Source organism: Streptomyces sp. NPDC037013, assembly GCF_055607265.1.
Window position 1 is genome coordinate 242,446 of sequence record NZ_JBVJRV010000009.1, and the last position, 23,756, is coordinate 266,201.

Here is a 23,756-nt window from a genome sequence, read left to right on the forward strand (position 1 = left end):
GTCCTCACGCTAGGAATCGCCGCCCGTCCCGGCTCACTCTGCTGGGCCATCCGGGTGCAGCCCCGCCTCCAGGGCCGCCGTGCGCAGGACGTCGCGCAGCATGCCGGGCGTGAGCCGGCCGGTGAACGTGTTGCGCTGGCTGACGTGGAAGCAGCCGAAGAGGTCGAGGCCCTCCCCGCGCGGGCCGCCCGGCAGGACCACGTGCGCTCCGTGGCCGAACGCCGGCCGGGGCCTCGGCACCTGCCAGCCCGCCGCCGTGAAGGCGGGCATCGCCGCCTGCCAGCCGAAGCCGCCGAGCACGATCACCGCCTTGAGCGTCGGGGCGAGCAGTTCGAGCTCGCTCACCAGCCAGGGGCGGCAGGTGTCGCGCTCCTCCGTGGTGGGCTTGTTGGCGGGCGGGGCGCAGTGCACGGGCGAGGTGATGCGGGTGCCGTAGAGGGTCAGGCCGTCGTCGGCGCTCTCGGCGGTCGGGCGGGACGCCAGGCCGACGTCGTACAGGGCCGGGTAGAGGAACTCCCCCGAGCGGTCGCCGGTGAACATCCGTCCCGTGCGGTTGGCGCCGTGGGCGGCGGGCGCGAGGCCGATGATCAGGAGCGAGGCGTCGTGGGGGCCGAAGCCGGGCACCGGGCGGCCCCAGTACTCCCAGTCGGCGAAGGCCGCGCGCTTGGTGCGCGCCACCTCCTCGCGCCAGTCGACGAGTCGGGGGCAGGCGCGGCAGCCGGTGATCCGCTCGTCCAGTTCGCTCAGGCCGTCCATCCCCCCACCGTACGTACGCCCGAACCGGAACCGGCCCCCCTCCCCCCCGGAATCCGGGATCCGACATCCGGCGTCCTACATCGTCCGGGATCCGACAATCCGGCATTCGGCAGCTCGCCGACCGCGCCCGTTCAGGTCACGGCCGCGCCCACCGCAACGAACCCGCAGATCAGCAGGGCAAGGATGGCGAGCAGCGGCCAGACGAACCGCAGGTACTTGTCGTAGCCGACCTTGGCGAGCGCCACCCCGCCGATGGTCACGGCGGTGGTCGGCACCCACAGGTTCATCCAGCCGCTGGCCGCCTGCCAGGCCGTGACGACCACCGCGCGCGGGACGCCCGCGAAGTCGGCGAGCGGGGCGAGGATCGGCATGGCGAGCGTGGCGTGGCCCGAGGTGGAGGGGATCAGGAAGGCGAGCGGCAGGTTCACGAGGAAGACGATGACCGCGAAGAGCCCGGACGACGTGCCCTTCACGACACCCTCGATGGAGTGCAGCACGGTGTCGGTGATCTTCGAGTTGTTCATGATCGTCGTGACGCCGCGGGCGAGCAGGATGACCAGGGCGGGCGAGACGAAGTCGGCCGCGCCCTGGACGATCGTCGAGCTGAGCCGCTGCTCCCCCATCCGCGCCACGAGCCCGACGAGGACGGCCGCGCAGAGGAAGAGCGCCGCGAGCTGCGGGAACGACCAGCCCAGTTCGAAACCGTACGGCTGCGCGTCCGCCCTGCCCGTGAGCGCGCTCGACCACGGCACCACCGAGAAGATCATGAACGCGAAGACCAGCGCCGTGGCGACGAGGACCGCCTTGTGCAGCCGGGTCAGCTCGGGCACGTCCGCGGCGCCCTCGGCGGCCCGCTCCCGGTCCCGGTCACCGGGCAGGAAGCCGGAGAGGGAGCGGCCGGGATCGGTGCGCACGCGCCGGGCGTACCGGATGACGTACGCGACCGTCACGCCGGTCAGGACGAACCACATGGCGAAGCGGAGCACGATGCCGTCGCCGAGGGAGATGTCCGCCGCGGAGGAGGCGACGCCCGTCGCGAACGGGTTCACCGTCGAGCAGAGCACGCCGACCCCGGCGCCGAGGATGATCACGCCGACCGCGGTCATCCGGTCGTACCCCAGGGCGAGCATCAGCGGCACGATCAGCCCGTAGAAACCCAGCGTCTCCTCGGCGAACCCCTCGACCGTGCCGAGGACGGAGAAGACCACCATGACCCCGGCGATGAGCAGCGCGCCGCGCTCGCGCAGCCGGTGCGCGAGGCGTCCGATGCCGCGGTCGAGCGCCCCGGTCGCGAAGACGACGGTGATGAAGGCGCCGATGGCGAGGACGAACAGGAAGACGCCCGCGGAGCCGTACAGCGAACCGACGTTGTCGGGCGCGACGAGCGCGGTCTTCTCGTCCTGGATGCCGTAGAGCCCGTTGACGGGCGCGAGGAAGAGGTCGTTGAGGCGGTCGACCAAGGACTGCCCGGAGTCGACGCGGTGGTAGGAGCCCTGCACGGGCGCGCCGGACGCGTTGCGGTCGTACTGTCCCGACGGGACGAGGAAGGCGAGCAGCCAGACGGCGACGGTGACGACGGCGAGGACGGTCAGGGCGCTCGGAAAGGTGAACCCGCGCTTCTCCGGGGGGCTTTCGTTCGGATCACCGCCCACGGGCGTCGTCTCCGTCGACGTCACGCGCCTTCACCGCCCGACCGCGCCGGGCCGGAGGCGGACTTGGAGTCCGGACTACCGGAGTCCGCAGGCCCGGAGTCAGCACGTGCGGAATCCCCACGTCCGGGGCGCGCCTTCTCGAAGCCGGCCGCGTACTCCCGTACGAAGGCGCACAGGGCGACGACGGTGTTGCGCAGTTCCGAGAAGAGGACGCGCTCGTTCGGGGCGTGCAGATTGCACATGCCGTCCTGCGCCCCGAAGAGCAGCACCTCGGCTTCCGGCGCCGCCGCCGCGAGCCCGTTGACCAGCGGAATGGAACCGCCGGTCGCCACGTACGAGGGGTCCTGCCCCCACCCTTCCCGCAGCGCGTCGAGCGCGGCACGGTAGGCGGGCCCGCCCGTGGCGGCCTCGTACCCGGGCCCGGTGTCGCCGGGGGTGACGGTGAGCGGGACGCCGAAGGGCCGGAGCGAACGCAGATGCTCGACGAGCCTGCCCTGCGCCTCGCGCGGGTCCTGCCGCGGATGGAAGCGGAGGTTCAGTTTGGCCCTGGCGTACGGCACCACGGCGGACGCGGCATGCGCCACGCTCGGCGCGTCCAGACCGATGACGGTGATCGCGGGCCCGCTCCACAGCCGCTCCCCCAGACTCCCGCTGCCGACGAGCGGCATCCCGTCGCGCACGCCCGCGAGCGAGCGGAACTCCTCCTCGGTGTACGAGACACCGGCCCACTCCTCGCGCCGCAACCCCTCCACGGCGACGTCACCGTGGACGTCGTGGAGGGTGGCCAGCGCCTTCAGGAGGACGAGCAGCGCGTCGGGCGCCGCCCCGCCGAACTCCCCGCTGTGGCGCGGCTCGTCGAGGGTGCGGACCTCGACCGTGACCTCGGCGGCACCGCGCAGGCCGGTGGTGAGAGTGGGGGTGCCGGGACGGAGGTTGCCGAGGTCGGCGATGACCATCGCGTCGCAGGCGAACCGTCCGGGGTCGGTGGGCGGGTAGCCGTCGAAGGCGCTGCCGTACTCCTCCTGGCCCTCGATGACGATCTTGACGCCGACCGGCGGGCGTCCCTGGAAGGCCCGCACCATTCCGAGGTGCGCGATGACGTTGGACTTGTCGTCCGCGATGCCCCGGGCACGCAGGCCGCCCTCGACGGGGGTCGGCTCGAAGGGCGGCGACTCCCAGAGCGACTCGTCGCCGGGCGGCTGCACGTCGTAGTGGCCGTAGAACAGGACGGTCGGCGCATCCGGCGAGGGGGGCGGGATCTCTCCGTACACGGCCGGGGCGGTGTCCGGCAGGTCGATCCGCTCGACGCGCGGGACACCGGCGTCGCGCAGCAGCCCGGCCACCAGGTCGTGCGCCTCCTCCACGGGCCCCGCTGGGAACCCGGGGAAGGAGATCGAGGGAATCGCGGCGAGCCGTTCCAGATCGGCGCGGAGCCCGTCCATCAGACCGTCGACGGTGGCTTCGAAAGACGTATCGGACGTCTTGGACGTCATGGGCAGCACTCCTGGGAGTCGCGTGTCATGCCTCGTACTTTGCACTTTGTGAGGGATGTAGCTGAATGCTCGACATCAGACGCTATGTTCCGTTGATCTCGAATTATCGACGTCCGAGGTCAGCGGTTTCCGGACGGCTCGCCGGTGGGCGGGAACGCGGCACCGAAGCCGGACTAAGGTCGACACATGGCTTCGGAGACTTCAGAGGATGCCGGCGGGAGCACGGGGACGGCCGGTGGCGGGACGGCCAGTGGTGGGGTGGCCGGTGGCGGCGCAGGTAGCGGGGCCGGCGGCGGGGGCACGGTGCGCGTGGACAGCTGGATCTGGTCCGTACGCCTCACCAAGACCCGTTCGGCCGGCGCCGCCGCGTGCAAGGGCGGCCACGTCCGGGTCAACGGGGAGCGCGTCAAGCCCGCGTACGGCGTGCACGTGGGCGACGAGGTGCGTCTGCGTCAGCCCGGGGGCCGGGAGCGGGTCGTCGTGGTGAAGCGCCTCATCCGAAAGCGCGTCGGAGCGCCGGTCGCCGTCGAGTGTTACGTGGACAACTCGCCTCCCCCGCCGCCCCGCGAGGCCGTCGCCCCCGCGGGCATCCGCGACCGGGGCACGGGCCGCCCCACGAAGCGGGACCGCCGCGAGATGGACCGCCTCCGCGGCGCGGAGGGCTGAACCCCGACTTCCGCGCGGCGCAGCGGCGCCGAGGTTGTGTCCGTTGCGGAAAAGTCTCAGCAACACGCCCCGATTCGAGGCGTGTTGCTGAGACTTTTCTGCACCCAGGCACCGCACTCACCGGCGCAGGCGGGCGATCAGCTTCGTCGTCTCGCCACGCCGCGCCCACGCGATCCACGCGAGCGGCAGGATGAGGATGAGCGGCGTGGCCGCGTTCTCGCCGCCGAGTGCGGTGACGTTGACGATGAACGCGCCGGTCATCAGCCCGATGAACGCCGTCGCGGCGACCGAGGAGAGCAGCGGGAGCAGCAGCGCGATGCCGCCGAGCAGCTCCAGCGTCCCGATGGTGTACATCCCCGGCGCGCCCCACCCGAGCCTGTCGAAGACCTCGACGGCGGTCGGGTGCGCGACCAGCTTGGGCGCTCCGCTCGCGACGGCGAAGAACACGCCGATCAGCACCTGCATGCCGCGCAGGGAGAGCCGGGCGATCCGGGCATCAGAGCGGCGACGGCGCGCGGGGGCAGCGGCGGGGGCAGGGGTGGCGGCGGTGACGGGAGCGGCGGGCGTGGTGGTGGCGGACATCGTGGTCTCCTCGGTGGGTGGGGCCCGTCGGGCTCCCGGGCCGTTGTACTGTCACCGATATAGACCGGCCGTCCGCACGGAACTCATCGCTCTGAGCGGCGACTTCACAAACCGGGGCTTCACTCCACCGCGACCGCCCTCACCCACATACCGTCGTCCGTCAGGTATTTGTCGACCTTGAGGGAGGCCTCCGCCAGGGCGGCCTCGAACTGGTCGGGGGTGAGGGGGCGGGCGCGGAACGTCTGGGTCCAGGCGGCGTCCGGGAAGACGTACTCCGCGCGCACCTCGTTCACGCCGTCGCCGACCGGTGTCGCGGAGAGGATGCGGACGGTGTAGCCGCCCGGGTCGACGCGCTCTCTCGGGACATTGGTGTGGTAGTCCGCGCCCTCGCGCTGGATGAGCACGCAGCCGTCGTCCGTGAGGTGTCTGCGGCAGGCGCGCAGCATGCCGCGGCGCACCGCCGCGTCGCCGGTGTGCACGAGGAACGACGCGAGGGTCACCACGGTGAACTTCTCGTCGAGGTCGAGCTTCTCGATCGGGCTGAGGACCGTCCGCACCCCGCCGTCGAGCGCGGCGACCTTCTCCAGCATCTCGGGGGACTCGTCCACGGCGGTCACCCGGAAGCCCCGCTCCAGGAGCGGCCGCGTCACCCGCCCCGCGCCGCAGCCCAGTTCGAGGATGTGCGCCCCGGCGGGCACGGAGCCCTCGATGATGTCGGGCTCGTCCCCGACGGACAGGCGTGTGTACAGCTCGACCGCGCAGCCGTCCGGCGTGATCGCGCCGGGCCCCGTCCCCTCGTACCCCTCACGCATCTGCAGACTCATGCCCGGCCAACGAAGCGTGCCGGGCCCCCGTTCCCGGCGCGCGTCCGGGTGCCGGGTCTACAGCGGAAACCAGCCATGCCCGCCGTACCAGTGGCCGCCGGCCCTCAGGTGGTCGCCCACGGCCCTCTCGACCGTGGTGCGCCTGGGCAGTTCGGCCACGGGCAGGTCCCGGTCGCCGAAGACGAAGGCGACGGGATCGCCGTCCTCCGGCTGCCGGTCGTAGCCGTCCGCCAGGTGGAATCGTCGCTGGAAGCGGACGATGTTCGACTCCGCGGGCAGGTGGTCCCTCAGCTGCGGGTCGAGCAGCCAGGAGTGGCAGACGGCTGTCTCATACCGTTCCTCGGGAAAGTGCCGGGCGAAGAACGCGCGCGCCAGGGCCATCGACCGGTCGCAGGCCGCCGGTGTCAGAGGCCCCCGGAAATCGGTGATGTGGATGTTCAGGCAGGGGTCGCCCGGGCCCGCCGAGTGCCCGGCAGCGGCCGTCGCGCCGCCCATGCGCCTGCCCAGCACGGCACGCTGGAACTGGAGCCGCCCCAGCTGGTAGAGCTCACCCCGGAAGTGCAGGGCGTGCCAGCCCGGTACGACCAGACCCCGGCCGCCGCGCGCCCTGCGGTGCACCGCCAGGTGGCGGCCCAGGTCGGCGAGGGTACGGCGCGAGACGTCGTCGGGGATGCCGCGCTCGCGGTGGTACGCGCGCACGTGCTCCAGCGCCGCCACGTACACGTAGACGTGGAAGCAGCGCCCGAGCTCGCCCCACTCCTCGGGCAGCTCGGGCGCCCGGCCGCCCCCGCCGACGGCTCCCATGTCGCGCACGAGGACGGCCACGCAGCGGTCGAGCAGCCACCGGGCCTCCGGCTCGGCCCACAGCCGGTCGCGGAGGGCCACGAGGGCGTTGATGTCCTCGTGGGGCACGGCGAGGTCGAGGAGCACCTCGGGCAGTTCGTCGGCGTCCGGGAGCAGGACCCGGGCCGGCGGCTCCCCCACGTCCCGCAGTTCCGCGAGCCACGCGGTGAGCCGCTCGTCGGCGGCGAAGGCTTCCAGCACGTTTCCACCCTCTTTATCCTGAAAGGAGGAGATGACCTCTCATGACGCGTACAGGCAGTGAACCCCTGACGGCGCGCAGCCCGCTGCGCATGCGCTTCTGGTTCAGCGTATGGGGGCTGGTCTGGGCCGCCTTCGGCACCGCCGTCTTCTCGCTCACCGGGCGGACGGGGTGGGCGGCGGCGTGCGGGGTGCTGATGCTGGTGATCGCCGCCGATCTCGCGTGGGTCGTGCACCGCATCCACCAAGGGCCCCATTACCAGCCGGGCAAAGACATCCCGCCTTACGAGCCGCCGGACGGCGGCCGATAGGTCCGCGGTCGGGGGCCGGGGGACGCGCCCGACGAGGGGGACGCTAGTCCTCGGCCTCCGCCGGGCCGCCCCCGCCCGCCGGGCCGCCCTCTCCCGTCGGGCCGTTCTCGCCGTCGAAGCGGGCCGCCGCCAGGTACTCGGGCTGTGGGTCCAGGGCCGCCGCGAGGCGGAAGTGGCGGCGGGCCCGCTCGGGGCGGGCGGTGCGCTCGTAGGTGCGGGCGAGTGCGAAGTGCGCGAAGGCGTTGTCCGGCTCGCGCTCCAGGACGAGGCTGAACTCCAGCTCGGCGGCGCGCAGTTGGGCGGCGGCGAAGAAGGCGCGCGCCCGCAGCAGGCGGGCCGCGGTGTTCTCGGGGTGGGCGTCGATGACGGTGTCGAGCAGCTTCACCGCGCCACGCGGGTCCCGCGCGGCGAGCAGCTGCTCCGCCGCGCGGAAATCGATGACATGAGTCTCCGGGCTGATCTCGGGCACGCCGGACTCCTTCCCTCGCTCCCCTGCCTCAACGCCCGCCCCGCCCCCACCTATTCCGGCACCTGTTCCGGATCACCTGCCGGGCCCCCCGCCACGCGCCCTCGGCCCCTAAGTGCGCGCCCTACGCACGTGCCCGGCCCGTGAGATCCGTCCAGACCTCGGCGACCCGCTCGGCCAGCCCGTCCAGCGGGCCGTCGTTGTCGATCACGATGTCCGCGATCTCCAGGCGCTTCTCGCGGGTGGCCTGCGCGGCCATCCGCGCGCGGGCGTCCGCCTCGCTCATGCCGCGCAGCCGCACCAGGCGGTCCAGCTGGGTCTCGGGGCTCGCGTCGACGACGACCACCACGTCGTAGAGGGGCGCGAGGCCGTTCTCGGCGAGCAGGGGCACGTCGTGGACGACGACCGCGTCGGCGGGCGCGGACTGTTCGAGCTCGGCGGAGCGTGCGCCCACCAAGGGGTGCACGATCGAGTTCAGTACGGCCAGCTTCTCCGCGTCGGCGAAGACGACCGCGCCGAGCTTCGGCCGGTCCAGCGTGCCGTCGGGGGCCAGGATCTCCGGCCCGAAGGCCTCGACGACGGCCGCCAGGCCGGGAGTTCCCGGCTCCACCACCTCACGCGCGATCTTGTCGGCGTCGACGAGAACGGCACCGGACGCGACCAACAGCCGCGAGACTTCACTCTTGCCGGCGCCGATTCCGCCGGTCAGGCCCACCTTCAGCATGACCGGCAGCTTAGGGCCTGCCGTTACGCGTCGCCCTCCCGCTCCGCGAGGAAGCGTTCGAATTCACGGCCGATCTCGTCGGCGGACGGGATGTCCAGCGGCTCGGCGAGCATGTTGCCCCTGTCCTGGGCGCCCGCCGCCGCGTCGTACTGGTGCTCCAGGCCCTGGACGAGCGCGACGAGCTCCTCGTCGCCCTCCTGGATCTGCCGGTCGATCTCCGTCTGGGTGCGGTGGGCCTCGGTGCGCAGGCCGTGGGCGACGGTGGGCAGCACCAGGCCGGTCGCGGCGGTGATCGCCTCCAGGACCGTGAGGGCCGCGTCCGGGTACGCAGAGCGGGCGATGTAGTGGGGGACGTGCGCGGCGACTCCGAGGACGTCGTGGCCGGCCTCCACGAGGCGGTACTCCACCAGGGAGGCCGCGCTGCCCGGCACCTGTGCCTCGTCGAAGGGGCTGCGGTGTCCGGGGACCAGGTCGGTGCGGTTGCCGTGCGGGGTGAGGCCCACGGGGCGGGTGTGCGGGACGCCCATGGGGATGCCGTGGAAGTTGACGGAGAGCCGCACGCCGAGCCGCTCCACGATCTGCTGGACGGCCGCGGCGAAGCGCTCCCACTCGATGTCGGGCTCGGGGCCGGAGAGCAGCAGGAAGGGTGCGCCGGTGGCGTCCTGGACGAGGCGGACGTCGAGCGTCGGCACCTCGTAGTCGCTCCAGCGTTCGCGCCGGAAGGTGAGCAGCGGGCGGCGGGCGCGGTAGTCGACGAGCCGGTCGTGGTCGAATCTGGCCACCACCTGCCCGGGAAGGCTGTCCGTGAGCCGCTCGACGATCTGTTCGCCGGTTTCGCCCGCGTCGATGTATCCGTCGAAGTGGTAGAGCATGACCAGTCCGGCCGATTCCTGGGCGAGCGCCATGTCGACGACGGCGAGGCCCTTCGGCTCCCATGCGTACAAACCCTGCGGATCAAGCACTGTGACCGCTCCTCCTCGTGTTCGTAACGGAGAACGCACGACGCGACACGGGCATTCCCGGCCACCCGGACCCGGTGGGCCGCCATGCCCCTCCGTACCGGTGCCCGGCGTCGAGGTGACGGACGCCGGTGTTCTCATGCGTGAACTCCCTTAGGGCGGAGGCGAGTTCATGTGCCCCGGATACGCCTCACCACCTCCCATTCCTTCCCTTGACGCGCACATGCCCCGCCTCTACGTTCAAATGAACACCCATCGTTCATGTACGAGAACACAGAGACCGGGAAGGCCACCCCCCATGCGCACCCGACGAACCCTGCTGACCACCCTGGCCGCGGCGACGGCCCTCACCGGAGCCCTTGCCGCCGCCACGACCGCGACCGCCTCACCCACACCCACGGCCGCGCCCGCGCGGACCATCGAGGTCTCCACCGCCGCCGAGTTGAAGGCCGCACTCACCGGCGCCTCCCCCGGCGACACGATCCACCTCGCCGACGGCACGTACTCCGGCAACTTCAAGACCTCTCGGGCGGCGAGCGCCGACTCCCGCATCACACTGACCGGTTCTCCCAGGGCAGTGCTCAAGGCAGGTGGCGGATACGGGCTCCACCTCGACGGCGCCTCGTACTGGACGGTGAAGGGACTCACCGTCACCGGCGGCCAGAAGGGCATCATGATCGACTCGGCGAGGGGCGTCACCGTGGACACCGTCACCGTCCACGGCCTCGACATGGAGGGCGTCCACTTCCGCACGTCCAGCAGGGACGGCGTGATCAAAAATTCCCGGATCTACGACACCGGGAACGACGGCCGCGGCATGGGCGAGGGCGTCTACGTGGGCACCGCCAACACGCTCTCCGACAAGAGCGACAACGTGCGGATACTCGGCAACACCATCGGCCCGGACGTCGGCGGCGAGGCGGTCGACCTCAAGGAGGGCACCACGGGCGGCGAGGTCTCCGGCAACACCTTCGACGGCAGAGGCATGACCGGCAACCACTTCGACGACTCATGGGTCGACGTGAAGGGCAACAACTACGTCATCGAGGGCAACACCGGCAAGAACACCACGAACAACGGCTACGAGACCCACACCCAGCAGTCCGGCTGGGGCTGCGGCACGGTCTTCCGCGGCAACAGGTCGACGTTGACGGGCGCGACAGGTGACAAGCAGCTGGCCATCAACGTCACGAACCAGAGCGGCGGCTGCCGGACGACGGTGTACGCGAGCAACACGGTGACGGGCGGCAGAGGCCTGACGAACATCCCGGTCACACCCTGACACCCACGCACTGCGGGCCCGCACCCCCGAAGGGATGCGGGCCCGCAGTGTTCAGCTACAGCCGCCTGGAGGCGAGGCTCAGCTCTGGCCGCCGGCCAGCTTCTCGCGAAGCGCGGCGAGCGCCTCGTCCGAAGCCAGGGCGCCGGAGTTGTCGTCCGACTCCGAGGAGTACGAACCGCCGCCGCCACCGGTGGACGCGGCCGGAGCGGCGCCGGCCGGAGCCGCCGCACCCTCGGCCTCGGCCTGGGCGTCGGCCTCGCGGGACTTGATGACCTGGGCCTGGTGCTGCTCGAAGCGCGACTGCGCCTCGGCGTACTGGGTCTCCCAGGCCTCGCGCTGGGTCTCGTAGCCCTCGAGCCAGTCGTTGGTCTCGGGGTCGAAGCCCTCGGGGTAGATGTAGTTGCCCTGGTCGTCGTAGGACGCGGCCATGCCGTACAGGGTCGGGTCGAACTCGACGGCCGACGGGTCGGCGCCGAAGGACTCGTTGGCCTGCTTCAGCGACAGCGAGATCCGGCGACGCTCGAGGTCGATGTCGATGACCTTGACGAAGATCTCGTCGTTGACCTGGACGACCTGCTCCGGGATCTCCACGTGGCGCTCGGCCAGCTCGGAGATGTGGACCAGGCCCTCGATGCCCTCGTCGACGCGCACGAACGCACCGAACGGAACGAGCTTGGTGACCTTACCGGGAACGACCTGCCCGATCTGGTGCGTGCGGGCGAACTGCTGCCACGGGTCTTCCTGCGTCGCCTTGAGCGACAGGGACACGCGCTCGCGGTCCATGTCCACGTCGAGGACCTCGACGGTGACTTCCTGGCCGACCTCGACAACCTCGGAGGGGTGGTCGATGTGCTTCCAGGAAAGCTCGGAGACGTGCACGAGACCGTCGACGCCGCCGAGGTCCACGAACGCACCGAAGTTGACGATCGAGGAAACGACGCCGGAGCGGACCTGGCCCTTCTGCAGGGTCGTGAGGAAGGTCTGGCGGACCTCGCTCTGGGTCTGCTCGAGCCAGGCACGGCGGGACAGGACCACGTTGTTGCGGTTCTTGTCCAGCTCGATGATCTTGGCCTCGAGCTCCTTGCCCACGTAGGGCTGGAGGTCGCGGACGCGGCGCATCTCGACGAGGGAGGCCGGCAGGAAGCCACGGAGGCCGATGTCGAGGATGAGACCACCCTTGACGACCTCGATGACGGTACCGGTGACGATGCCGTCTTCTTCCTTGATCTTCTCGATCGTGCCCCAGGCACGCTCGTACTGAGCGCGCTTCTTGGACAGGATCAGACGGCCTTCCTTGTCCTCCTTCTGGAGAACCAGGGCCTCGATCTCGTCACCGACGGCGACGACCTCGTTCGGGTCGACGTCGTGCTTGATGGAGAGCTCGCGGCTCGGGATGACGCCTTCGGTCTTGTAACCGATGTCGAGCAGGACCTCGTCCCGGTCGACCTTCACGATGACGCCGTCGACGATGTCGCCGTCGTTGAAATACTTGATCGTCTCGTCGATCGCGGCGAGGAAGGCTTCCTCGTTACCGATGTCGTTGACCGCTACCTGCGGGGTGGTGGCGGTGGTCTCGGTGCTGCTCGTCATGTGGGTTAGGGCTCCGGTACGGACATTGAAGTCGTAGGTACTGCAACGCCGGGAGCCGATTTCGCTCTGCAGAAGCCGGACAGCCAAGGAAGCGCGACTCCCGTGAAACGGAAGGCGCCTCGACAACCGAGGGGACATACAACAGACGCGAGCGCAGCCTGCTATGTCTGAGGAGCGCAGGCTCGCAGCGCAACTTGTAGCATACGGGGGCAGCCGGACAGGGTCAATGCGCGAAGGCGCACACCCGGGGCGGATCGCCGCATACCCGGCACAAAACCTGTCGCATGAGGCCACACGGGCCGCACCGCGCCCCCTTCGCGCCGAGATTTCGACGGTACACACGGAAGACACGGAAGATTACGACGATGGAGCCGATCATCCAAGAGTCCGAGCCGTCCGAGCCCGAGGCCACCCGGCGTGACGCCGATGTGACGGAGAGCAGCCGCGCCAACCGCGGCTGGTGGGACCGGAACGCCGACGAGTACCAGATCGAGCACGGCACGTTCCTCGGGGACGACCGCTTCGTGTGGGGCCCCGAGGGGCTCGACGAGGTGGAGGCGGAGCTGCTCGGCCCGCCCGAGGAGCTGAAGGGCAAGGACGTCCTGGAGATCGGGGCCGGTGCCGCGCAGTGCTCGCGCTGGCTGCTCGCCCAGGGCGCGCGTCCCGTGGCGCTCGACCTCTCGCACCGCCAGCTCCAGCACGCGCTGCGGATCGGCGGGAACGTGCCGCTGGTGCAGGCCGACGCCGGAGTGCTGCCCTTCAGGGACGGTGCCTTCGACCTCGTCTGCTCCGCCTACGGCGTGATGCCCTTCGTGGCCGATCCCGTACTGGTGCTCAGGGAGGTACGGCGTGTGCTGCGGCCCGGCGGGCGGTTCGTCTTCTCGGCGACGCACCCCATCCGCTGGGCGTTCCCGGACGAGCCGGGTCCGGAGGGCCTCTCCGTGGCGGCCTCCTATTTCGACCGCACTCCTTATGTGGAGCAGGACGACGACGGCAACGCCGTGTACGTGGAGCACCACAGGACCATCGGCGACCGGGTGCGCGACATCGTGGCCGGCGGCTTCCGGCTGGTCGACATCGTGGAGCCGGAGTGGCCCGCCTGGAATACCCAGGAGTGGGGCGGCTGGTCCCCGCTGCGCGGAAACCTGATCCCGGGGACGGCCATCTACGTGTGCGTACGAGACTGAGCGGGTGACCCGTCTCGACAGCGACGCCCTGAACCTGCCCGTACGCCACGCGCTGCCCGCCCTCCGTTCCGCTCTGGAGGGGCCGGGCAGCGCGGTGCTGTGTGCCCCGCCGGGGACGGGCAAGACGACGCTGGTGCCGCTGGCGCTCGCCGGTTTCCTCGGGGGCCTGCTCGACGGCACCGACGACGCCGTACGCCGGGTCGTGGTGGCGGAGCCGCGGCGGATCGCCGCCAGGGCCGCCGCGCGGCGGATGGCGTGGCTGCTCGGCGAGAAGGTGGGCGACAGCGTCGGCTACACCGTGCGCGGCGAGCGTGTGGTGGGTCCACGCACGCGCGTGGAGGTCGTCACGACGGGTGTGCTGCTGCAGCGGCTCCAGCGGGACCAGGAGCTGGCCGGCGTCGACGTCGTCGTCCTCGACGAGTGCCACGAGCGGCATCTGGACGCCGACACCGTGGCGGCGTTCCTGGTGGACGTGCGGGCGGCGCTCCGGCCCGAGCTGCGGCTGGTGGCGGCGTCCGCGACCACCGACGCGGAGGGCTGGGCGCGGGTCCTCGGGGGTGCGCCGGTGGTGGAGGCGCACGGCGTCTCGCATCCCGTGGAGGTGGTCTGGGCGCCTCCCGCGCGCGCGGTGCGGCCGCCGCACGGGATGCGGGTGGATCCGGCGCTGCTGACGCATGTGGCGTCGGTGGTGCGGCGGGCGCTTGCGGAGCGGGACGGGGACGTCCTGTGTTTCCTGCCCGGGGTCGGCGAGATCGCGTGGGTGGCCGGGCAGTTGACGGGGCTCGGTGACGTGGAGGTGCTGCAGGTGCACGGGCGGGCGCCGGCCGCCGTGCAGGACGCGGTGCTCGCTGGTTCGCCGGGGCGCCGGGTGGTGCTCGCGACGTCGGTGGCCGAGTCGTCCCTGACGGTGCCCGGGGTGCGGGTCGTCGTCGACTCGGGTCTGGCGCGCGAGCCGCGGGTTGACCACGCGCGCGGGCTGAGCGCGCTGGCGACCGTGCGGGCCTCGCAGGCGGCCGGGCGGCAGCGGGCGGGCCGGGCCGGGCGTGAGGCGCCGGGCGCCGTGTACCGGTGCTGGGCGGAGGCCGAGGACGGGCGTCTGGCGCGCTTTCCCGCGCCGGAGATCCGGGTCGCCGACCTTGCCGCGTTCGCCCTCCAGACGGCGTGCTGGGGCGATCCCGGCGCCACTGGGCTCGCCCTCCTCGATCCCCCGCCGGCCGGTGCCATGGCGGCGGCTCGGGAGGTCCTGGTGGCGGTCGGGGCGGTCGACGCCGGCACCGGCCGGGCGACGGAGCGGGGCACGCGGATGGCCCGGGTCGGCCTGCACCCCCGCCTGGCGCGGGCTCTGCTGGACGCCGCGCCGCGGGTCGGCACCCGGCGGGCGGCGGAGGCGGTGGCCCTGCTGAGCGAGGAGCCGCCCCGCGAGTACGGGGACGACATCGCCGGTGCCTGGCGGGCGGCGCGGCGGGGCGCGGACGCGTATGCGGCACGGTGGCGGACGGAGGCCAAGCGCCTCGCCTCATCGGTACCCGCCCCCGGATCCCGGGCCGTGGACGGGGCCGCCGCGGAGGGGAGTGACGAGTACGTGGCGGGGCTCGTGGCGGCGCTGGCGTTCCCTGAGCGGGTGGCGCGGAGCGTGGGCGGCGGCACGTACCTCATGGCGGGCGGGACGCGGGCCGAGGTGCGGCAGGGGTCGGCGCTCGCCGGTGCGCGGTGGCTCGCCGTCGCGGTGGCCGACCGGCCGGTGGGCGCGGGCCACGCGCGCGTGCAGCTGGCCGGGCACATCGACGAGGAGGCGGCCCGGGACGCCGCCGCGCCGCTGCGCTCCGAGGGCGACGAGGTGGCCTGGGCCGGCGGTGAGCTGGTGGCGCGGCACGTGGAGCGGCTGGGCGCCGTGGAGTTGAAGGTGCGCCCCTTGAAGGACCCCGACCCCGCCCTCGTACGGCAGGCGCTGCTGACCGGGTTGCGGGAGGAGGGGACGGGGCTGCTGAAGTGGTCGAGGGGTGCGCGGGAGCTGCGGGAGCGGCTGGCGTTCCTGCACCGGCATCTCGGGGCGCCCTGGCCCGACGTGTCGGAGGAGGCCCTGTACGCGCGCGTGGACGAGTGGTTGGAGCCCGAGCTGTCGCGGGCCAGGAGCCGGGAGGGGCTGACGCGGATCGATGCCGGGCAGGCTCTGTCGCGGCTGCTGCCGTGGGCGACGGGTGAGGCGGGCCGTCTCGACGAGCTGGCCCCGGAGCGTCTTGAGGTGCCGAGCGGGTCCAGGATCCGGATCGACTACGCGGATCCCGAACAGCCGGTGCTCGCCGTCAAGGTGCAGGAGATGTTCGGGCTGGCCGAGACCCCGGCGGTGGCGGGCGGCGCCGTGCCGGTCGTCGTCCATCTGCTGTCACCGGCCGGGCGGCCCGCGGCCGTCACCGCCGATCTCGCCTCCTTCTGGCGGACCGGCTACCAGGCGGTCCGCGCCGACCTGCGCGGCCGCTACCCGAAACACCCGTGGCCGCAGGATCCCGCGACGGCCGAGCCGACGCGTCACACGAAGGCCCGCCAGGCCGGCCGGACCGCCGGGGGGTAGGGCCTCCGGCGGGGATAGGGCCTTCGGCGGGCCTGGCCTAGGCGTTGGCCGGTTCCGGCGCCGGGTCGCGGTCCGCCGTGCCGGTGGGTTCGCCCGGGCGGCGTCCGCGGGCCTCCAGCCAGAGGGAGAGGGCCAGCAGCAGCGTGCCGAGGACGAGGAAGCCCCAGGGCAGGTACGAGGTGAGCAGGAGGACCAGGACGCGCTGGGACTTGACGAGGTCGACGGTGTCCTCGATGTAGTCCTCGCGCATCTTGACGTGCCCGGCGAAGACGGTGACCTTGTCGCGGTCGCCGAGGAGGGTGCCGCCGCGCAGTTCGTTGTTCTGGATCTCCTCTCCGTAGACGGGCGCCCCGGTGGTCGGCTCGACCCAGAACTTGCGGACGGTGGTGTACCAGCGGGTGGTGCCGGTCTTGGCGAGGGACTTCGGGGTGATGCCCTTGACGGGCATCGTCTTGGGGAAGGGGACCTTGGTCCAGGGGATGGTCTGCTCGAAGTAGTAGACCTTCAGGCCGCGGAAGTTGCGGGTGCCCTTGTAGTGGATGGGGCGGGTGACGCGGGCCTGCGCGTCGAAGTACTCGTAGTCCCGCTTCTCGGTGAGGAAGGGCCACTTGAACTCGATGCCCTCGCGTTTGACCGGGTCGCCGTCGACCGCCTCGCCGGTGGCGTGCACCGGCTCCTGGCTGTGCGCGTCGAAGATGTACCGCTCGGGGATCTTGGAGACCATCTTCCCCTTGTCGTCCTGGACGTAGGAGAGGGCGTCCCAGACCACGACGTCGCGGTCGGCGCTCTTCTCGATCTTCTCGGAGGCCTCCACGTTGCCCTTGAGGGTCTGCACGATGGTGACCTTGCCGATCTTCTCGGCCTTCATGGAGCCGTAGTCGATGAGGGTCGGGTGGTCCGCCTCCAGGACGGCTTCCTGGTACTGGCTCGGCGGGACCTTCGCGAGCCGCGGGAAGGCGTACCAGCGCATGAGCGGGGACATGGCCGTGCAGAACACGGCGAAGGCGAGCAGGACGAGGCTGGCCTTGCGGCGCATCGCGGCGGCCCTCCCTACGGCTGTGGGTGCTCGGGGACTGTGGCTGCTCGGGGGGTCACGGGTGGTCGGGGACGGTGGTGAGCAGCGGTTCGGGCGAGGTCTCGCCCGGTGGTGCGCCGATCGCCGTGATGGTCAGCACCAAGGCGAGCGCGACGGCGAGGCCGGTGGCGGCGGCGATGAGGGCGCGCATGCGGGGCCTCCCGATTCGGCGAACGGCCGGAACTGATAGGGCGTCAGGGCGGGCACCGTAGCAATGGAGAGGCGAGATGAGAACACGTCGCACAACAACGCTGACCGCCCCCGCGCCGGGGTCGGCGCGGGGGCGGTCCGCAGGTGTCGCGGCAGAGTCGCGGCGGCCGGGCGGCCGCGGGACTAGGCGCTCGGGGAGGTGCTCGCGGAGGCGCTCGGCGTGCCGCTCGGGGTGGCGCTCGCCGAGGTGGAGGGCGACGGCGTCGCGTCGGGCTCCGGCGCGGTCACCTTCAGCTCGACGGTGAGGGTGGCTCCGCCGTCCGTGACGATGCGCAGGAGATACGTGCCCGCCGCGTCGTCCGCGTACATCTTCGGGAGCTTCAGCACGCCGTTCGCGTCGGTCTTCAGGCCCTGGAGGGTGCGGAGCGGCTTGCCGTCCGCGCCCTTGAAGTAGGGGCCCTTGTCGTTGGCGGACGCGTCCGACGCCGACTTGATCATCGTGGCCGTGGCCGCGACGCCGTCGGCCGCCTTGCCCCGGTAGGTCGCCTTGACCTCGACCTGGTCGGCGAACTCCTTGCCCGGCTCGCAGACCAGCGGCTTGTCGACGGTCCTGGCGAGCGCGTCGGCCCGGCGGGCGGTGACCTCGGCGTCGAAGTCGATGCCGGGCAGCGTGCGGCGGCCCACGACGGTGGCGCGCACGGTGAACTTCCCCGCCTTCTGGCCGGCTCGGAGCTCGGGGGCGGTGGCCTTGCCGGTGGCTCCCGTGGTGACGGTGACGCTCCGCGCGCCGCCCGCGAAGCGGGTGTCCGTGTCACCGACGACGCGGAACTTCACCTGGACCTTCGCCACGGAGTCACCCGACTTGGACTCCGCGCGCACCGCGACCCGCCCGGTGAAGGCGTCGCCCGTCTCCGCGACGAGGTCGCCGGTCCCGGCGTTCGCCAGGGCGTCGACCTGCTCGGTGGGCGAGGGGCCGGGGTTCTCGTGGCCGTCGCCGCCGCCCGGCTTCGGGGGGTTGGTGGTGCCGCCGTGGTGGCCGGTCTCCTGCCGGTCCCGGGGGTTCGGCCGCGGCTTCGGGGAGGGCGAGTGCGTCGGGTTCGGGACGATCTGCGGGAAGCGGGTGTCGCTGCGGTCGTCGGGCAGGACGCCCGTGCCGTCGGGGACCTCGTGCGTGCCCTTGCGGTAGAACTCCAGCCACGTCAGGACCGTGTTGAGGTACTCCGTCGAGCGGTTGTAGCTCAGGATCGCCTGGTGCAGGTCGTCCTTGACGGAGAGGTCGCGGTCGTTCGCGCAGAGGTAGTGACCGGCGGCGAGCGCCGCGTCGTAGATGTTGTTGGGGTCCTTCTTGCCGTCGTCGTTGCCGTCCCGGCCCGCGGTGGCCCACGTCGAGGGGATGAACTGCATCGGGCCGACGGCACGGTCGTGCGTCGTGTCCCCGTCGTACACGCCCTTGTCGGTGTCGGTGATCTTGGCGAAGCCGTCGCCGTTCAGGGCCGGGCCCAGGATCGGCGCGAGCGTCGTGCCGTCCGCGTCGACACGGCCGCCGCGGGCCTGACCCGACTCGACCTTGCCGATGGCGGCGAGCAGCTGCCAGGGCAGGTTGCAGCCCGGCTTGTCGGTCCTGAGAGCGGCCTCGGCCTTCTTGTACGCGTCCAGGACGGTGGCCGGCAGGCCGGCCTCCTTGCCGCCGGGCTTCAGCGGGACGGGGCTGTGCAGCGACGGAAGGTCCGTGTAGTACGGGGAATCACCCGTCGCCGAGTCGCCGGACGCCGGCGGGGTGTCCGAAGCACCCGCCGCGGGTTCGTCACGCGGTACGTCCGTCACGCCCGGGGCCTGCGACGCGGCGAGGGCCGCCACCGCCGCCGCGGCCACCGCGGCGGTCACCGTTCCTCTGCGCAGCCGCCTGCCGAATACCGGCGCCATGACCGAGCCACCCCTCCCCTTTTTGACGATTGTTGCGCGCCGACCTCACCTTCGCGCACGCTTTCCCCCGCGTGTACGCCTGCTGTCGGACGCACGCGCTCTCAGTTGGTCGGCTCAGGCGACACTACGACAACTTGCCGCACCCAGACACCCGTTCGCGTCCGGTTTTTACCAGTTGGCCAAGACGCCGCGACAGCTCTGTTACGCAGGGGACTCCTCGCCGTCCCCTTTCGCCCCCTCGGCGGGCGCCGAACCGTCCGGGACCTCGCTGATCCCGCTCTCCGGAGTGAAGCCCTGACCGGTGGCGCGCCCCTTGTTGAGCCCGCGGTGCACAGCCTGTGCGATGCGCTCGATGGTACGCACTCCGTACGCCATCGTGGGGTTGTCGTGCGAGAGGACCACGATGCGGTACGTGCGTCCGCCGCCGGTGAACGCGCCGATGCTGTGCACCCGCCAGCCGTGCGTGGCCCGCGGCAGCCAGCCGTTCTTGAGGTGCGCGCGCAGGCCGCGCGGCATGCCCACCGGCACGCCCCAGCGCTGGTCCGGCCGCACATCGGCCATCTGCCGCAGCCCGTACGCGCGCGAGCTCTCCGTGAGGATGCCGCTGTCCCCCGTGAGCACGTCGAGCAGCCTGAGCTGGTCGGCGGCGGTCGTGCCGGTCAGTCCCCAACGGCCGTACGTGCCGGGGGTGGTGGCCCTGGCGCCGACGCGCCGCAGGAAGCGGGAGAGGTAGGGGCCGCCGAGATCCCTCCACAGGCGGGTGGCCGCGTCGTTGTCCGAGGCGGTGATCATGGGGCGGATCCGGCGGCGCTCCCAGCGGGTGAGGCCGCGCCCCCACTCCTGCGCGCGGCGCAGCGTGGCCTCCATCATCAGGACCTTGGCGACGCTGGCCGAGTCGTAGCGGAGGTCACCGGCGAGGGTGCAGACGAGGCCGGTGCGGGTGTCGTGCACGGCGACGGAGACGGTGCCGCGCCTGGACGACAGCGCCGCCCGGATGTCCTGGGACATCCGGGCGGCGAGGGTACGGTCCCGGCCTGCCGTGCAGAGGGCTTCACCGCCCTGCCGGTGGCCGGCGTCGGCGGCGGTCACCGGTATGGGCGTCAGCAGGGCGGTGGTGAGCGCCGCGGCGAGGGCCGTGCGGCACTTGCGCAGGTGGAAGGCCATGGGCACATCCTGCGCATCGGTGGTGGGGGGTGGCGCTCTGCTGGGGGCCACGCGAGTGAGGGTCCGCTGCGCTGGCTCGACCGGTGCGCTCCGGCCCCGCTGCGCGGGGGCGGGTTTCTGGGCTAGGTGCGGCTGGGTGGGGGCCGTTCGCGCAGTTCCCCGCGCCCCCGGGGGGGGCTGGCGAGTCCTTCTGGGTGCGGGTCGTGGGGGTTGCCCGCGCAGTTCCCCGCGCCCCTGCGGGGCGCGGTCGTGCCCGCCGCCCCGTACCCCCAGGGGCGCGGGGAACTGCGCGGCCAGCCAGCGACAACGGGCAGCCGAACAACCACCGGCACCACCCCTTTAAGGGGCGCGGGGAACTGCGCGACCGGCCACACGCAACCAGGTAGCCGGACAACCACCAGCACCACCCCAGTCAGGGGTGCGGGGAACTGCGCGAGCAGCCACACGCAACAGGTAGTCGGACAACCAGCCGCACCACCCCAGACAGGGGCGCGGGGAACTGCGCGAACGGCCACGTGCGACGGGTAGCCGAACCACGACCCGCACCGGCCCCCCGCCCGCAAGGGCTAGTGCGCGGCGGATTCCCAGTCGCCGCCCACCCCCACCGACACATCCAGCGGCGCCCGCAGGCTCACCGCGCCCGCCATTTCCCTGCGGACCAGTTCCTCCACCCGCTCGCGTTCGCCGGGCGCGATCTCCAGGACGATTTCGTCGTGGACCTGCAGCAGCATGCGGGAGTCGAGCTTCGCCGCGGTGAGCGCGCCGTGCACGTTCAGCATGGCGATCTTGACGATGTCCGCGGCCGTGCCCTGGATCGGCGCGTTCAGCGCCATGCGCTCGGCCATCTCGCGGCGCTGGCGGTTGTCGCTGTTGAGGTCGGGGAGGTAGCGGCGGCGACCGAGCATCGTCTCCGTGTAGCCCGTGGCGCGGGCCTCGTCCACCGCGCGGCGCAGGTAGTCGCGGACGCCGCCGAACCGCTCGAAGTACGTGTCCATCAGTGCGCGGGCCTCGCCCGCCTCGATGTTCAGCTGCTGGGAGAGACCGAACGCGGACAGCCCGTACGCAAGGCCGTACGACATCGCCTTGATCTTGCGGCGCATCTCCGCGTCGACCGCGGAACCGTCGACGTTGAACACCTGGGAGGCGACCGTCGTGTGCAGGTCCTCGCCGGAGGTGAACGCCTCGAGGAGGCCCTCGTCCTCGGAGAGGTGGGCCATCACGCGCAGTTCGATCTGGCTGTAGTCCGCGGTCATGAGGGACTCGAAGCCCTCGCCGACCACGAAGCCGCGGCGGATCGCCCGGCCCTCGTCGGTGCGGACCGGGATGTTCTGCAGGTTCGGGTCGGTGGAGGAGAGGCGGCCCGTCGCCGCCACCGTCTGGTTGAACGTGGTGTGGATGCGGCCGTCCGCGGCGATCGACTTGATCAGACCCTCGACGGTGACGCGCAGCTTCGCCTGCTCGCGGTGGCGGAGCATGATGACCGGCAGTTCGTTCTCCGTCTGGGCCGCGAGCCAGGCCAACGCGTCCGCGTCCGTGGTGTAACCGGTCTTCGTCTTCTTCGTCTTGGGGAGGTTCAGCTCGCCGAAGAGGACTTCCTGGAGCTGCTTGGGCGAGCCCAGGTTGAACTCGTGGCCCGCCGCGGCGTGCGCCTCCTTCACCGCCTGCTGCACCGCGCCCGCGAACTGCTGCTCCATCGCCTCCAGATGGGCGCGGTCCGCCGCGATGCCGTGCCGCTCCAGGCGGGCCAGGAGCGTGGACGTCGGCAGCTCGATGTCGGCGAGCAGATCGCTCGCGCCGACCTCCGTCAGCTTCTCGCCGAAGGCCGTACCCAGATCGAGGATGGTACGGGCCTGCGACATCAGGGAGTCGGCCTCGGCCCGGTCGTCCTCCTCCGTACCGAAGGCGAGCTGGCCGTCGGGGGCGGCGGCGGGCGCGAGCTCACGGCCCAGGTACTCCAGGGAGAGCGCGTCCAGCGCGAAGGAACGCCGGCCGGGCTTGACCAGATACGCGGCGAGGGCGGTGTCCATGGTGACGCCCCGCACCGTCCAGCCGTGCTCCGGGAAGACCCGCATCGCGCCCTTGGCGTTGTGCATGACCTTCGGCTTGGTGGGGTCGCCGATCCAGGCCGCGAAGGCGTTCTCGTCGGCCTCGTCCAGGGTCGTGGGGTCGAACCAGGCCGCCGCCCCGCCCGCCGCGGCCAGCGCGATCTCGGTGACCGTGCCCGTACCGAGCGCCCAGGTGTCGACGGTCGCCACGCCGAGGATCGCCTTGCCGTGCTCGGCCAGCCACGGCGCCAGCTCACCGGCGCCCAGGACCACGCCGTCCAGCTCCACGCCCGGCTCGGCCGGGGTCTGCTCGGCCTCCTGCGCGCCCGGGTCGACGGCGAGCAGCCGCTCCCTGAGCGAGGGGTTGCGGATCTCCAGCGTGTCCAGGACCATCGCGAGCGCCGTACGGTCGTACGCCATGCGCTCCAAGTCGGCCACCGTCTTGGGCAGTTCGACGTCGCGCACCATCTCGGTGAGGCGGCGGTTGAGCTTGACGGCTTCCAGGTGGTCGCGGAAGTTCTGCCCGGCCTTGCCCTTGACCTCATCGGCGCGCTCGACGAGGTCGGCGAACGAACCGAACTGGTTGATCCACTTCGCGGCCGTCTTCTCGCCGACACCCGGGATGCCCGGCAGGTTGTCGGACGGGTCGCCGCGCAGCGCCGCGAAGTCGGGGTACTGGCTGGGGGTGAGGCCGTACTTCTCGACGACCTTCTCCGGGGTGAAGCGCGTCAGCTCCGAGACGCCCTTCGTGGGGTACAGCACCGTCACGTGGTCGGTGATCAGCTGGAAGGAGTCCCGGTCGCCGGTGACGATCAGCACCTCGAAGCCGGCCGCCTCCGCCTGGGTGGCCAGGGTGGCGATCACGTCGTCGGCCTCGAAGCCGTCGACGGCGAAGCGCACCGCGTTCATCGCGTCGAGCATCTCGCCGATCAGCTCGACCTGGCCCTTGAACTCGTCCGGGGTCTTGGAGCGGTTCGCCTTGTACTCGGAGAACTCCTCCGAGCGCCACGTCTTGCGGGAGACGTCGAACGCCACCGCGAAGTGCGTGGGCGCCTCGTCGCGCAGCGTGTTCGCCAGCATCGACGCGAAGCCGTAGATCGCGTTCGTCGGCTGGCCCGTCGCGGTCGTGAAATTCTCCGCGGGCAGCGCGAAGAACGCCCGGTACGCCAGGGAGTGCCCGTCCATGAGCATCAGGCGCGGGCGCTGCTCACCGCCCGCCTTCTGGGCCTTCGTCGCCGCGGTCTCGGACTTCTTCTTCGATGCTGTTTCTGCCACGTCCCCGATCCTGCCACGCCCC

Annotated in this window: 20 protein-coding genes; 5 read left to right on the forward strand and 15 right to left on the reverse strand. The window is 71.9% G+C overall.

The features are described from left to right. Window positions 1-33 precede the first annotated feature (33 nt). From ACZ7DY_RS31710 to ACZ7DY_RS31720, 3 genes are all read right to left on the reverse strand, one after another. Window positions 34-756, reverse strand: a complete 723-nt coding sequence (locus ACZ7DY_RS31710) for a uracil-DNA glycosylase (protein WP_471141461.1) — start codon at window positions 754-756, stop codon at window positions 34-36. Window positions 757-887: 131 nt separating this feature from the next. Further along, window positions 888-2,432 carry a YfcC family protein gene (locus tag ACZ7DY_RS31715; protein ID WP_471141464.1) on the reverse strand — a complete coding sequence of 515 codons (1,545 nt, stop codon included), beginning with the start codon at window positions 2,430-2,432 and terminating at the stop codon, window positions 888-890. Continuing rightward, the gene (locus tag ACZ7DY_RS31720) at window positions 2,429-3,901 is read right to left on the reverse strand and encodes a M20/M25/M40 family metallo-hydrolase (protein WP_471141466.1); all 1,473 of its coding nucleotides are present in this window, start codon (window positions 3,899-3,901) and stop codon (window positions 2,429-2,431) included. The genes ACZ7DY_RS31715 and ACZ7DY_RS31720 overlap by 4 nt, the downstream gene beginning before the upstream one ends. 186 nt (window positions 3,902-4,087) lie before the next feature. Between ACZ7DY_RS31720 and ACZ7DY_RS31725 the strand changes: the two genes are divergently transcribed. Further along, window positions 4,088-4,567, forward strand: a complete 480-nt coding sequence (locus ACZ7DY_RS31725) for an RNA-binding S4 domain-containing protein (protein WP_471141469.1) — start codon at window positions 4,088-4,090, stop codon at window positions 4,565-4,567. Window positions 4,568-4,684: 117 nt separating this feature from the next. Here the strand turns inward: ACZ7DY_RS31725 and ACZ7DY_RS31730 are convergent, their stop codons facing one another. The 3 genes from ACZ7DY_RS31730 to ACZ7DY_RS31740 form a co-directional block, all read right to left on the reverse strand. Next, window positions 4,685-5,149, reverse strand: a complete 465-nt coding sequence (locus ACZ7DY_RS31730) for a DoxX family protein (RefSeq protein WP_471141471.1) — start codon at window positions 5,147-5,149, stop codon at window positions 4,685-4,687. A gap of 119 nt (window positions 5,150-5,268) precedes the next feature. Next, window positions 5,269-5,973 (reverse strand): class I SAM-dependent methyltransferase, encoded by a 705-nt coding sequence (locus ACZ7DY_RS31735; RefSeq protein WP_471141473.1) that lies wholly within the window; start codon window positions 5,971-5,973, stop codon window positions 5,269-5,271. A gap of 57 nt (window positions 5,974-6,030) precedes the next feature. Further along, window positions 6,031-6,933 (reverse strand): acyltransferase domain-containing protein, encoded by a 903-nt coding sequence (locus ACZ7DY_RS31740; protein WP_471141926.1) that lies wholly within the window; start codon window positions 6,931-6,933, stop codon window positions 6,031-6,033. 125 nt (window positions 6,934-7,058) lie between these two features. Between ACZ7DY_RS31740 and ACZ7DY_RS31745 the strand changes: the two genes are divergently transcribed. Beyond that, window positions 7,059-7,325 carry a DUF6343 family protein gene (locus ACZ7DY_RS31745; protein ID WP_471141476.1) on the forward strand — a complete coding sequence of 89 codons (267 nt, stop codon included), beginning with the start codon at window positions 7,059-7,061 and terminating at the stop codon, window positions 7,323-7,325. Window positions 7,326-7,368: 43 nt separating this feature from the next. On the opposite strand, the gene ACZ7DY_RS31750 is transcribed toward ACZ7DY_RS31745, so the two are convergent. From ACZ7DY_RS31750 to ACZ7DY_RS31760, 3 genes are all read right to left on the reverse strand, one after another. Beyond that, a complete protein-coding gene (locus ACZ7DY_RS31750; protein ID WP_471141478.1) occupies window positions 7,369-7,794 on the reverse strand; it encodes a tetratricopeptide repeat protein in 426 nt (141 codons plus the stop codon). A gap of 121 nt (window positions 7,795-7,915) precedes the next feature. Beyond that, window positions 7,916-8,515, reverse strand: a complete 600-nt coding sequence (gene coaE / locus ACZ7DY_RS31755) for a dephospho-CoA kinase (protein ID WP_471141480.1) — start codon at window positions 8,513-8,515, stop codon at window positions 7,916-7,918. 23 nt (window positions 8,516-8,538) lie between these two features. Further along, complete coding sequence (locus ACZ7DY_RS31760) at window positions 8,539-9,477, reverse strand: PAC2 family protein (protein WP_471141483.1); 939 nt, start codon at window positions 9,475-9,477, stop codon at window positions 8,539-8,541. 295 nt (window positions 9,478-9,772) lie between these two features. Between ACZ7DY_RS31760 and ACZ7DY_RS31765 the strand changes: the two genes are divergently transcribed. Then, window positions 9,773-10,756: a right-handed parallel beta-helix repeat-containing protein gene (locus ACZ7DY_RS31765; RefSeq protein ID WP_471141484.1), complete on the forward strand. Its 984-nt coding sequence runs from the start codon at window positions 9,773-9,775 to the stop codon at window positions 10,754-10,756. Between the two features lie 78 nt (window positions 10,757-10,834). Here ACZ7DY_RS31765 and rpsA read toward each other — a convergent pair whose 3' ends face one another. Continuing rightward, window positions 10,835-12,346, reverse strand: a complete 1,512-nt coding sequence (rpsA, locus tag ACZ7DY_RS31770; protein WP_471141487.1) for a 30S ribosomal protein S1 — start codon at window positions 12,344-12,346, stop codon at window positions 10,835-10,837. A gap of 365 nt (window positions 12,347-12,711) precedes the next feature. Between rpsA and ACZ7DY_RS31775 the strand changes: the two genes are divergently transcribed. Further along, the gene (locus tag ACZ7DY_RS31775) at window positions 12,712-13,533 is read left to right on the forward strand and encodes a class I SAM-dependent methyltransferase (RefSeq protein WP_471141489.1); all 822 of its coding nucleotides are present in this window, start codon (window positions 12,712-12,714) and stop codon (window positions 13,531-13,533) included. A 4-nt stretch (window positions 13,534-13,537) separates the two neighbouring features. Next, window positions 13,538-16,102, forward strand: a complete 2,565-nt coding sequence (gene hrpB / locus ACZ7DY_RS31780) for an ATP-dependent helicase HrpB (protein ID WP_471141491.1) — start codon at window positions 13,538-13,540, stop codon at window positions 16,100-16,102. Between the two features lie 37 nt (window positions 16,103-16,139). Here the strand turns inward: hrpB and pgfA are convergent, their stop codons facing one another. From pgfA to polA, 5 genes are all read right to left on the reverse strand, one after another. After that, a complete protein-coding gene (gene pgfA, locus ACZ7DY_RS31785; protein ID WP_471141494.1) occupies window positions 16,140-17,138 on the reverse strand; it encodes a cell envelope lipid trafficking protein PgfA in 999 nt (332 codons plus the stop codon). A gap of 55 nt (window positions 17,139-17,193) precedes the next feature. Beyond that, window positions 17,194-17,328, reverse strand: coding sequence for an SPW_0924 family protein (locus ACZ7DY_RS31790; protein WP_471141497.1), 135 nt, complete (start codon window positions 17,326-17,328; stop codon window positions 17,194-17,196). 182 nt (window positions 17,329-17,510) lie between these two features. After that, window positions 17,511-19,250 (reverse strand): lytic transglycosylase domain-containing protein, encoded by a 1,740-nt coding sequence (locus ACZ7DY_RS31795; RefSeq protein ID WP_471141500.1) that lies wholly within the window; start codon window positions 19,248-19,250, stop codon window positions 17,511-17,513. A gap of 201 nt (window positions 19,251-19,451) precedes the next feature. Then, window positions 19,452-20,414 carry a serine hydrolase gene (locus ACZ7DY_RS31800; protein WP_471141503.1) on the reverse strand — a complete coding sequence of 321 codons (963 nt, stop codon included), beginning with the start codon at window positions 20,412-20,414 and terminating at the stop codon, window positions 19,452-19,454. A gap of 566 nt (window positions 20,415-20,980) precedes the next feature. Further along, a complete protein-coding gene (gene polA / locus ACZ7DY_RS31805) occupies window positions 20,981-23,650 on the reverse strand; it encodes a DNA polymerase I (RefSeq protein ID WP_471141928.1) in 2,670 nt (889 codons plus the stop codon). Between the last annotated feature and the right edge of the window lie 106 nt (window positions 23,651-23,756).

Coding starts and splice junctions, on each gene's coding strand:
- ACZ7DY_RS31795 (WP_471141500.1), bottom strand. CDS start 19,250: ATGGCGCCGGTATTCGGCAGGCGGCTGCGCAGAGGAACGGTGACCGCC.
- coaE (WP_471141480.1), bottom strand. CDS start 8,515: ATGCTGAAGGTGGGCCTGACCGGCGGAATCGGCGCCGGCAAGAGTGAA.
- polA (WP_471141928.1), bottom strand. CDS start 23,650: ATGCTCATGGACGGGCACTCCCTGGCGTACCGGGCGTTCTTCGCGCTG.
- ACZ7DY_RS31790 (WP_471141497.1), bottom strand. CDS start 17,328: ATGCGCGCCCTCATCGCCGCCGCCACCGGCCTCGCCGTCGCGCTCGCC.
- pgfA (WP_471141494.1), bottom strand. CDS start 17,138: ATGCGCCGCAAGGCCAGCCTCGTCCTGCTCGCCTTCGCCGTGTTCTGC.
- ACZ7DY_RS31725 (WP_471141469.1), top strand. CDS start 4,088: ATGGCTTCGGAGACTTCAGAGGATGCCGGCGGGAGCACGGGGACGGCC.
- rpsA (WP_471141487.1), bottom strand. CDS start 12,346: ATGACGAGCAGCACCGAGACCACCGCCACCACCCCGCAGGTAGCGGTC.
- ACZ7DY_RS31745 (WP_471141476.1), top strand. CDS start 7,059: ATGACGCGTACAGGCAGTGAACCCCTGACGGCGCGCAGCCCGCTGCGC.
- ACZ7DY_RS31800 (WP_471141503.1), bottom strand. CDS start 20,414: ATGGCCTTCCACCTGCGCAAGTGCCGCACGGCCCTCGCCGCGGCGCTC.
- ACZ7DY_RS31735 (WP_471141473.1), bottom strand. CDS start 5,973: ATGAGTCTGCAGATGCGTGAGGGGTACGAGGGGACGGGGCCCGGCGCG.
- ACZ7DY_RS31765 (WP_471141484.1), top strand. CDS start 9,773: ATGCGCACCCGACGAACCCTGCTGACCACCCTGGCCGCGGCGACGGCC.
- ACZ7DY_RS31775 (WP_471141489.1), top strand. CDS start 12,712: ATGGAGCCGATCATCCAAGAGTCCGAGCCGTCCGAGCCCGAGGCCACC.
- ACZ7DY_RS31720 (WP_471141466.1), bottom strand. CDS start 3,901: ATGACGTCCAAGACGTCCGATACGTCTTTCGAAGCCACCGTCGACGGT.
- ACZ7DY_RS31710 (WP_471141461.1), bottom strand. CDS start 756: ATGGACGGCCTGAGCGAACTGGACGAGCGGATCACCGGCTGCCGCGCC.
- ACZ7DY_RS31730 (WP_471141471.1), bottom strand. CDS start 5,149: ATGTCCGCCACCACCACGCCCGCCGCTCCCGTCACCGCCGCCACCCCT.